This window comes from Ruegeria sp. YTSC199 (assembly GCF_059609725.1).
Map to the genome: position 1 here is coordinate 129,465 of NZ_JBXWMF010000014.1, position 9,177 is coordinate 138,641.

Below are 9,177 nucleotides of genomic sequence, written 5' to 3' on the forward strand. Positions count from 1 at the left end.
TTGCATTTCCCAACCAACCAAGGATACAGCCACTCAGGATAAACCTTGCGCCGCCGGGATCAACTCACATCGTGACGATTGTGATGGCCCGAGGCGTAAAAATCGCTAACCGCACACCAAGGAGCGTGTCATGTTCAAAGGCTCAATGCCAGCCCTCGTCACCCCGTTCACAAACGGCGAGTTGGACCTGAAGACACTCAAACACTTGGTAGAATGGCAGATTCAGGAAGGTTCCACCGGGCTGGTTCCCGTAGGCACCACCGGTGAAAGCCCGACGCTCAGCCATGAAGAGCACGAAACCGTCGTGGAAGAGGTTGTCAAAGCCGCCGCCGGTCGCGTGTCGGTTATCGCGGGTGCGGGCTCGAACAACACGGTCGAAGCGATCCGCTTCGTGCGATTCGCAGAACGGATCGGTGCGGACGCGGCGCTGGTTGTGACGCCGTATTACAACAAGCCCACCCAGAAGGGTCTGATCGCGCATTTCCGCGCGCTGCATGATTGCGCCGATATTCCGATCATCATCTACAACATCCCCGGCCGGTCGGTGATCGACATGACACCTGCAACGATGGGAGAGCTGGCCGAGCTGCCGCGCATCGTTGGCGTGAAGGACGCCACAGGCGACCTGGCCCGTGTCAGTCAGCAACGCGCCTCCTGTGGGCCCGACTTCTGTCAACTGTCGGGCGAAGACGCCACTGCGCTGGGTTTCAACGCGCATGGCGGCGTCGGCTGCATTTCGGTCACCGCGAACGTTGCGCCGAAGCTGTGTGCCGAATTCCAGCAGGCGACGCTGGCGGGCGACTACACCAAGGCGCTGGCGTATCAGGACCGTCTGATGCCTCTGCACGAAGCGATCTTTATCGAGCCGGGTCTGGTTGGCGCCAAATACGCACTCAGCAAGCTGGGCCTATGCAGCACCGAAGTCCGCTCGCCCCTGACCGCGTTGGACGATAGCACCAAGATCGCCATCGACGCTGCAATGGAACATGCGGGGTTGCTCTGAGTCATTTGCCGGGGCCTGTTGACATCAGCAGGCCCTGTCTGCCAGCAGTTTTTCCAGATGTTGGGTCTTCTCAGGATTGCGAACCACATAGATGGCCGCGATCTTACCCTCTTCGATCTTTAGCGAGGTCGCTTGCAATGACCCGGCCAGTTCTTTGTTGATTATTGCCGGTAGACCATTCAGCCAACAGAAGGCTGCGGAATAGGTCTGATCGGCAGTGGCTTTCCGCGCCAGCCCCGCGAAAAACCGAATGACTTTTTCCCGCCCGTAAATCGGGTTCAGTGTCGCGATGATTTTGCCGCCACCATCCGAGTGCAATTGTACATCCCGTGCCAACAGGTTGGTCAGGTCTTTTGTATCGCCGCTTTTTGCTGCGTCGAAAAACGCCTTGGCCAGTTCTTCGCCGTGCTCACGCGTGACGCTTGCACGAGGCTTCACGTGATCAACGTGCTTTCTGGCACGGCTGACGAGTTGGCGACAGCTGCTCTGGCTGCGGTTCAGCGTGTCAGACAAGTCGGCATAGGAATGTTCGAATACGTCGTGCAAAAGGAATGCAGCGCGTTCCAGAGGCGACAAACGCTCCAAAGCCATCAGGAGCGCAACCGAAACGTCGCGGTCCAATCGTTCTGTTGCGTCTTCTGTAATCAGCGGTTCTGGCAACCATTCTCCGGGGTAAGCCTCACGCGTGGCCCGGGCCGCGCGTAGGTGATCGAGGCAAAGCCTGGAAACTACGCGGATGAGATAACCTGTAGCTTCGCGTACCTGCTCGGTGTCAACGCGCCGCCAGCGCAGGTAAGCTTCCTGAACGATATCCTCGGCATCGCTGACTGATCCAAGCATACGATAAGCAACCGCGAAAAGACGCGGTTGCATTTCGACATAGGCCTGATCTTCGGGCAGAGGGATCGGACGGGTCACGCAGCTGTGGCCTTGTTGTTTTTGGGGTGTGGCATCGCAAACCCAATGGCCAGGCGGTTCCAGGCATTGATCGTGGTGGTCACAAGCGTCAGTGTAACCAGGTCCCGCTCCGAAAACTGCGCAACAACCGCCCTGTAAACATCGTCAGGTGCACGGCTGGTTTCGATCCGGGAGAGCGTTTCGGCCCATATCAATGCCGCGCGTTCGCGCTCCGAATACAGCGACGATTCATGCCAGGCGTTCAACAGGTGCAAGCGGTCCTCGGTTTCGCCGTTTGCGCGAGCGTCATGTGTATGCATGTGAATGCAATAGGCACAGCCATTGATCTGAGAAACCCTGAGTTTCACAAGTTCGATCAGGCTATGTTCCAGTTCGGACGCGCGCAGACGCTCTTCCAAGTCCAGCATGGGCTGCAACAGGTCGGGTGCAAGGGCAAAGTGATTGATCCGGGGGGGGCATCAGTTTCTCCTGTTTTGGGATTGAACAAAAACAGGACGCACGAGTCACCGGGTTTGTGACATGGTGCAAAAAAAAAGCCTCTCTCCCGAGGCTCTTTCAATCGTATTCAGCGCTTGCCGTAATATAACCCTACGACGTGTTCAGCTTGCGCGAAGAAAAGCCAACGCGAGACTACGACGCCGGTCAGATGTGACAATACGGCCAGCAGTGCGAAGATATGTTTGATCGCGACCCCCGAGACCGGGATCAGGATCAACAGCAACGGAAGGACAAAGGCCAACCCAAAGGAAATCGCTCGCAGTTTCTGTGCATGTTTGCGCCCGACGACGTGGACGAATTCTCGCAGCAGATAGTTGGTTCCCGTGTGTGGAGGTTCAAAGGCACGAACTGTGCCTCGGCCTCCCAATCCGGTGGCGGTGCCCAGGGAGGTGCCAGACCGGGCCAGCGCGCCGTCACCCTTGGCCCAATAGGCAAGCTGCACAGCTCCGGCGATGGCCAGCAGCCAAGGGGCCAAGGCTTCGGCCCCGGCCACTAGGGCACCCCCTGCAAGGCTGAACGACAGGAACAATGCCGGCGTCAGGTTCATGTTCCAACGCGGGACTGTCTTTAGCTGGGTATAGATCATCGAGGTGGTAAACACGGTGGCCAGACTGAGCAGTGCTCCGGCCCAACCCAATACCGTCCAGTGGCTGCCCATAAACACGGCACCAAGCGCATACAGCCCCATGACCAGCAGCGCAGCAACGGCGCAGATCCCTTCGCGGCTGAGCCAGCTGGATTTCCATTGGCTGAATGCTTTCCAGGCACGTTCGGGGTGACCCAGGTGGAAGGTTGAGGCGAGCAGGCCGCCCACCGCCAGAGCGTAGGCGATCACGTAGAACACGAACGCGACGAAACCGGTTACCTCGGGCTGGCCAAGGCCAAGAAAAAACAGCAATCCAAAGCCAAGCCCGGAACAGGTTGTGAAGATGATGACAGAAGGGGCCGGATGCATCAGAGCTTCTCCAAAGTTTTGTCGAGCCAGCCGAGGAAGCCTTCGGGCTCTTCGGCGACCGGGGCCAACAGCGGTGCCAGAATGTCGATCTGGTCCTCGATCTGATCCTTGGGCCGCGGCGGCAGGTATTTGTTGACGGGTTTGGTGCCCATTTCAGGCATCAAGTCCATACCCTCGCGCTCGGACACGAGTTTGCTGACATCGCTGTCGGGGTCGCCAAGATCACCGAAATGACGTGCGCCAGCGGGGCAGGTCCGGACGCAAGAGGGGACGCGGTCCACTTCGGGCAGGTTTTCGTTATAGATACGGTCGACGCAGAGGGTGCATTTTTTCATCACACCTTCGGCAACGTCCAGTTCACGCGCGCCATAAGGGCAGGACCAGGCACACAGGCCGCAGCCGATACAGTCACTTTCATTGACCAGAACAATGCCGTCTTCGACCCTTTTGTAGCTGGCCCCGGTGGGGCAGACGGTGACGCAGGGCGCGTCCTCACAATGCAGGCAGGATTTGGGGAAATGGATCAGCTGGGCGTGGCCTTCATCCGGCGTCACCTCATACGAATGCACGCGGTTCAGGAATGTGCCCGACGGGTTGCCGCCATAGGCGTCCTGATCCGACAATGGTGCGCCGTAATTCTCGGTGTTCCAGCCTTTGCATGAGATCACGCAGGCATGGCAGCCGACACAGGTATCCAGGTCGATAACCAGACCCATTTTGCGTTCGGTGGATTGGGGGAGCTGAGTCATTTGCCTACCTTCCACGCCAGATCTTTCGGGCCGGCGCCAACGGGTGACTTGATCGGACCAAATTCGGGCTGGCTTTCCGCGTCACTCGGGGCGTCTGCTTTTTCGATTTTCACTTTCAGGTCGAACCAGGCGGCCTGTCCGGTGATGGGGTCAGAATTTGCCCAACGTTGCCCGTCACCTTTTGGCGGTAGCAATTCGTGAATCAGGTGGTTCAGCAGGAAGCCCTTGGTGGCCTCCGGCGCATCCTCCTGCAGGGCCCAGGCGCCTTTGCGTTTACCGATGGCGTTCCATGTCCAGACGGTGTTGTCGTTCAGTGCGGCCATCTCCATGACCGGAACGGTAATTTCCCCGTGCGGAGAGCTGACCTTGGCCCAGTCGCCATCCTGCAACCCATGTTCCCGCATCAGCTTGGTTGGAACATAGAGCGGGTTGCGCCCGTGCAGCTGCCGCAACCATGCGTTCTGCGTGCCCCAGCTGTGATACATCGCCATCGGGCGCTGGGTCAGGGCGTTGACCGTAAAGCCCTGATTGCCTTGCTGATCGGTTTCATACCAAATCGGCAGCGGGTCCATGGTGTCCTTGATGCGCTGGCGCAGGTGCTCGGGCGGCTGGCGGTCGCCGTGGCCTTCTGCAGCCAGTTGGAACTTGCGCATCGGCTCGGAGTAGAGCTGGAACAGGTAAGGTTGCGGGCTGTCATAGATGCCCATTCCCACGGCCCAGTCCTGATAGGCCGCGTTCCACGGCTTGTAGTAATCCGCGCCTTTGGGGATATGCGCGACGTAGAAGCCGCCGTTTTCGATATAGCGGTTCAGTTGGTCGGGGTTGACCTCTCCGCGGCCTTCCTTGTCTCCGTTTTCGCCCCGGAACCCGGCCAGCGGGCCGATGCCCGGCTTGCGCTGATGGTTGACGATATAGTCGGCGTAGTCCTTCCACTTGGGCGTGCCATCTTCGTTGGTGAAGCCCGGAAGGTTCATGCGGTTGGCCAGTTCGATCAGTACCGACTGAAATCCGCGCACGTCTCGGTCGGGTTCGACCACCGGCCAGCGGATCGCGTCGGCGGCGGCGTCGGCCTCACAGATCGGGCGGTCGAGCAGAGAAATACAGTCGTGCCGTTCCAGATAGGTGGTGTCGGGCAGGACCAGGTCGGCATAGGCCACCATTTCCGAAGAATAGGCATCGGAATAGATGATCTTGGGGATGACGTATTTTCCGTCTTCGTTGCGGGCGGTCAGCATCTCCATCACACCCTTGGTGTTCATGGAGGAGTTCCATGACATGTTCGCCATGTACATGAACAGCGTGTCGATCTTGTAAGGATCACCGGCGGCGGCGTTCGAGATCACCATGTGCATCAGCCCGTGGGCGGACATGGGGTTCTCCCACGTGAATGCTTTGTCGATGCGCTGTGGCGTGCCGCAATCGTCGATCAGCAGGTCTTCGGGGCCACGCACAAATCCCAGGTGCGGACCTTCCAGCGGGCGTCCGGGCCGACGGTCCCCGTGCGGACTGGGGTGTGCCTCTACCGGTTTGGGGTAGGGCGGTTTGAAACGGAAGCCACCGGGGACTTCAACCGTTCCAAGCAGGATCTGCAGCACATGCAGCGCGCGGCAAGTCTGAAACCCGTTGGCATGGGCCGAAATCCCGCGCATGGCGTGAAAACTGACCGGGCGGCCGATCATTTTTGAATGTGTTTCACCCCGGAAATCGGTCCATTCGTGGTCCAGCTCGAAGACCTCGTCAAAGGCGACGCGGGCGATTTCGGCGGCGATGGCGCGGATACGGCTGGCGGATATGCCGCAGCGCTCGGCGACCGCTTCGGGGGCGTGAGCGTCGGTCAGGTACTTCTCGGCCATCAGGTGGAAGACCGGGCGGTGGGTGACGCCATCTTTTTCATACGTGGCCGACAGATCAGGGCGGACACCCGGCTTGTCAAAAGCCGTCGGCTCACCTGTCACTCGGTCGATGACCAGCGGTTTGCCATCGGCGTCGCGCAGGAACAGGCCCTTTTCGGACCCTTCTGCGGCGTTCAACAGAACCGGTGCGTTCGTGTAGCGGCTGAGGTAGTCGAGATCAATCTTGCCCGCCTTCATCAGCACATGGATCAGCGACAGGATGAACAGACCATCGGTGCCGGGCGTGATCCCGACCCAGTCATCAGCGACGGCGTTATAGCCCGAGCGGATCGGGTTCACCCCGATCACCCGCGCGCCGCGCGCCTTGATCTTGCCGATGCCCATCTTGATCGGGTTGCTGTCATGGTCTTCGGCCACACCGAACAGCATGAACAGCTTGGTATACTCCCAGTCGGGCTGGCCGAACTCCCAGAAGGCACCACCCATGGTATAGATGCCACCTGCAGCCATGTTGACTGAACAGAACCCGCCATGGGCCGCATAGTTTGGCGTGCCGAAATTCTGTGCCCAGAAAGAGGTGAAGCTCTGGCTTTGATCGCGGCCAGTGAAGAAGGCCAGTTTCTGCGGTGCGGTCTCGTGCAGTTCATTCAGCCAGCCGACGGCTGTGCTGATCGCCTCATCCCATTCGATCTCACGGAACTCACCCGAACCTCGCGGCCCGACCCGAAGCAGCGGCTTGCGCAGGCGGGACGGCGCGTTGACCTGCATGATCCCTGCCGATCCTTTGGCGCAAAGAACGCCCTTGTTCACCGGGTGGTCGCGGTTGCCTTCGATATAGGCGACCTTGCCATCCTTCATATGCACGTTGATGCCACAGCGACAGGCGCACATGTAACAGGTGGTGCGCCGGACCTCGTCCGAGACTTTGGGGCTGGTGTCGATCTTCGGTTGCTGGATGGTCATCTGGCGTCCTTCTGTCGGGGCAGCGTATCAGGTCAGGAATGTTATTCCGGCGAGGATAACTCCTGCAATAAAAAGAGTTTCCACGACGATCAGGGCGATTGCAGCGCCGCCGACCGACAGGATTTGTTTCAGGTTGGTCTTCATGCCGACCGCCGCGATGGCGATCAGCAACAGCCAGCGCGAGGTTTGGCTGAGCAGTTCCGAAATGAACGGCGGGATCAGACCGAATGAGCTGGCCCCAGCCAAAACCAGAAAACCCACGACAAAGCCGGGCAGGATCGGCGGGCGTTGGCCTGCCTCATCCATGTCGGCGACACTGCGGATAATCAGCGAGGCGACCAGAACCACCGGAGCCAGCATGGCCACGCGGAACAGCTTCACCAGCGTTGCGGTGTCGCCGGTCTGTTCCGAGATCGAGAAACCCGCGCCAACAACCTGCGCAACGTCGTGGATCGTGCCGCCCAGGAACACGCCGCCTGCCACGTCGCTCATGCCCAATGTGCGCACCAGGATGGGGTAGGCGATCATAGCTATGGTCGACAGCACGGTGACACCCAGAACGGTAAAGATCAGCCGTTCCTCGGACCGCTCGTCCTTGGGCAGGATGGCGCTGATTGCCATTGCGGCAGAGGCACCGCAGATCGCAACCGATCCTGCGGTCAGAAAGGCAAAGCGCCATTTGTGCCCAAAGAAGCGCGCGATCAGCAGGCCAAATGCGATCGTGGCCAGAACACCACCAACGACCAATGCGATCAGGTCCCAGCCCAGCCCCATCATCAGCGTCATCGAAACCCGAACGCCCAAAAGCGCCACGCCCAGACGCAACAGTGATTTCGCGGCAAAGCCGATGCCGGGCACGGTTTTACCCTCTTCCCCCAGAAAGCTGAGCGCGATGCCCAGCAACAGCGCCATCAGCATGGCAGGGGTAGCATAGTGCTCGGACAGGAACTTGGCCGTTGCGGCAACGGTCATCGCCACCAGCACGCCGGGAAACAGGGTGCGGATCGTCCGGGCGGCGTTTGCGCCGAAAAGAGACGTAAGCTCGGTCTTTACCAGCATCTACCCAACAGGCCTTCTTAAAAAAATACGGTATCGGCAGACAAGCCGCCAGGGTTCTTCGGTGATCGGGTCAACACGTCTTCGGCTTGGACTCGGCATGTTGAGCCTGCACGGCCGTCACGGCGATCATGTGCAGAATGTCTTCGGCGGAACATCCGCGCGACAGGTCGTTTGCGGGTTTGGCCAGCCCCTGCAGGACCGGGCCGATCGCCTCGACCCTGCCGATGCGCTGGGCGATCTTGTATCCCAGGTTTCCGGCATCCAGGTTGGGAAAGACAAAGACATTCGCCTCACCTTTCAGCGGCGAGTCGGTGGCTTTCTTGGCCGCGACCTCGGGCACGAAGGCGGCATCGAACTGCAACTCTCCGTCGATCAACAGCGTCGGGTCCCTATCGCGCGCAATTTGCGTGGCCTCGACGACCTTGGAAACTTTGGCATGTTGGGCGCTGCCGGAGGTGGAGAAGGACAGCATTGCCACGCGCGCGGTTTCACCGGTCAGGGTCTCGTAGGACGCGGCTGAGGCGCGGGCGATCTCGGCCATTTCCTGTGCGCTCGGGTCAACAACCAGACCGCAATCGGCAAAGATGCGTGCGCCTTTGACGTCGTGATGGTCCTTGCAGAACAGCATCAGGAAAAAGCTGGAGACCATGGCGGCATCCGGGGCGGTACCAATGATCTGCAACGCGGCGCGCACGGTGTCTGACGTGGTTTCAACCGCGCCGCCGACAGTGCCGTCAGCTATGCCCTGCTGCACCAGCATGGCGGCAAAATTCAGACGGTTTGTAATCTGTTGCCGCGCCTGGTCAAGCGAAATACCCTTGTGTTTGCGCCGTTCATACAGCGCTTGTGCAAGCTCGGGTGTCAGTGAAGAGTTGGCAGGATCGTGAATTTTGATCCGTTCGCGATCATAGCTTTCATGCGTGTCCAGCAAGGCCGAGACTTCGGCCTTGCTGCCAATCAGAATAATCCGCGCAACGTTCTCTTTCACGGCCATGACCGCGCCTTCGACAACACGGGGATCATCGCCTTCGGCTAAGGCGATGATCTTGTCAGAGGCGCTTGCAGTCCCGAGAATGGCGCGCAGAGGTTTCACTCGGATTACGCTCCGGCCTGCGGTGTCATGTCGTTTTCGCTGATGCCGGCGACTTCGACCGGCTTTTTCATTGCGTCACGACGGAA

8 protein-coding genes are annotated in these 9,177 nt (G+C 59.6%); 1 reads left to right on the forward strand and 7 read right to left on the reverse strand.

From position 1 onward, the window contains the following. Nucleotides 1-130 precede the first annotated feature (130 nt). Complete coding sequence (dapA, locus tag AC2FEE_RS14860) at nt 131-1,003, forward strand: 4-hydroxy-tetrahydrodipicolinate synthase (RefSeq protein WP_496866104.1); 873 nt, start codon at nt 131-133, stop codon at nt 1,001-1,003. A gap of 24 nt (nt 1,004-1,027) precedes the next feature. On the opposite strand, the gene AC2FEE_RS14865 is transcribed toward dapA, so the two are convergent. The 7 genes from AC2FEE_RS14865 to pta form a co-directional block, all read right to left on the reverse strand. Then, nucleotides 1,028-1,921 (reverse strand): sigma-70 family RNA polymerase sigma factor, encoded by an 894-nt coding sequence (locus AC2FEE_RS14865; RefSeq protein ID WP_496866105.1) that lies wholly within the window; start codon nt 1,919-1,921, stop codon nt 1,028-1,030. Next, a complete protein-coding gene (locus AC2FEE_RS14870) occupies nt 1,918-2,328 on the reverse strand; it encodes a carboxymuconolactone decarboxylase family protein (protein WP_496866106.1) in 411 nt (136 codons plus the stop codon). The genes AC2FEE_RS14865 and AC2FEE_RS14870 overlap by 4 nt, the downstream gene beginning before the upstream one ends. A gap of 158 nt (nt 2,329-2,486) precedes the next feature. After that, nucleotides 2,487-3,374 carry a dimethyl sulfoxide reductase anchor subunit family protein gene (locus tag AC2FEE_RS14875; protein WP_496866107.1) on the reverse strand — a complete coding sequence of 296 codons (888 nt, stop codon included), beginning with the start codon at nt 3,372-3,374 and terminating at the stop codon, nt 2,487-2,489. Beyond that, nucleotides 3,374-4,123 (reverse strand): 4Fe-4S dicluster domain-containing protein, encoded by a 750-nt coding sequence (locus AC2FEE_RS14880; RefSeq protein WP_496866108.1) that lies wholly within the window; start codon nt 4,121-4,123, stop codon nt 3,374-3,376. Before AC2FEE_RS14880 ends, AC2FEE_RS14875 begins: the two co-directional genes overlap by 1 nt. Next, on the reverse strand, nt 4,120-6,939 hold the full coding sequence (locus AC2FEE_RS14885; protein WP_496866109.1) for a molybdopterin oxidoreductase family protein: 2,820 nt from the start codon (nt 6,937-6,939) through the stop codon (nt 4,120-4,122). The genes AC2FEE_RS14880 and AC2FEE_RS14885 overlap by 4 nt, the downstream gene beginning before the upstream one ends. 27 nt (nt 6,940-6,966) lie before the next feature. Further along, nucleotides 6,967-7,998 (reverse strand): YeiH family protein, encoded by a 1,032-nt coding sequence (locus AC2FEE_RS14890; RefSeq protein ID WP_496866110.1) that lies wholly within the window; start codon nt 7,996-7,998, stop codon nt 6,967-6,969. A gap of 70 nt (nt 7,999-8,068) precedes the next feature. Further along, on the reverse strand, nt 8,069-9,091 hold the full coding sequence (pta, locus tag AC2FEE_RS14895) for a phosphate acetyltransferase (RefSeq protein ID WP_496866111.1): 1,023 nt from the start codon (nt 9,089-9,091) through the stop codon (nt 8,069-8,071). Nucleotides 9,092-9,177: the final 86 nt, after the last annotated feature.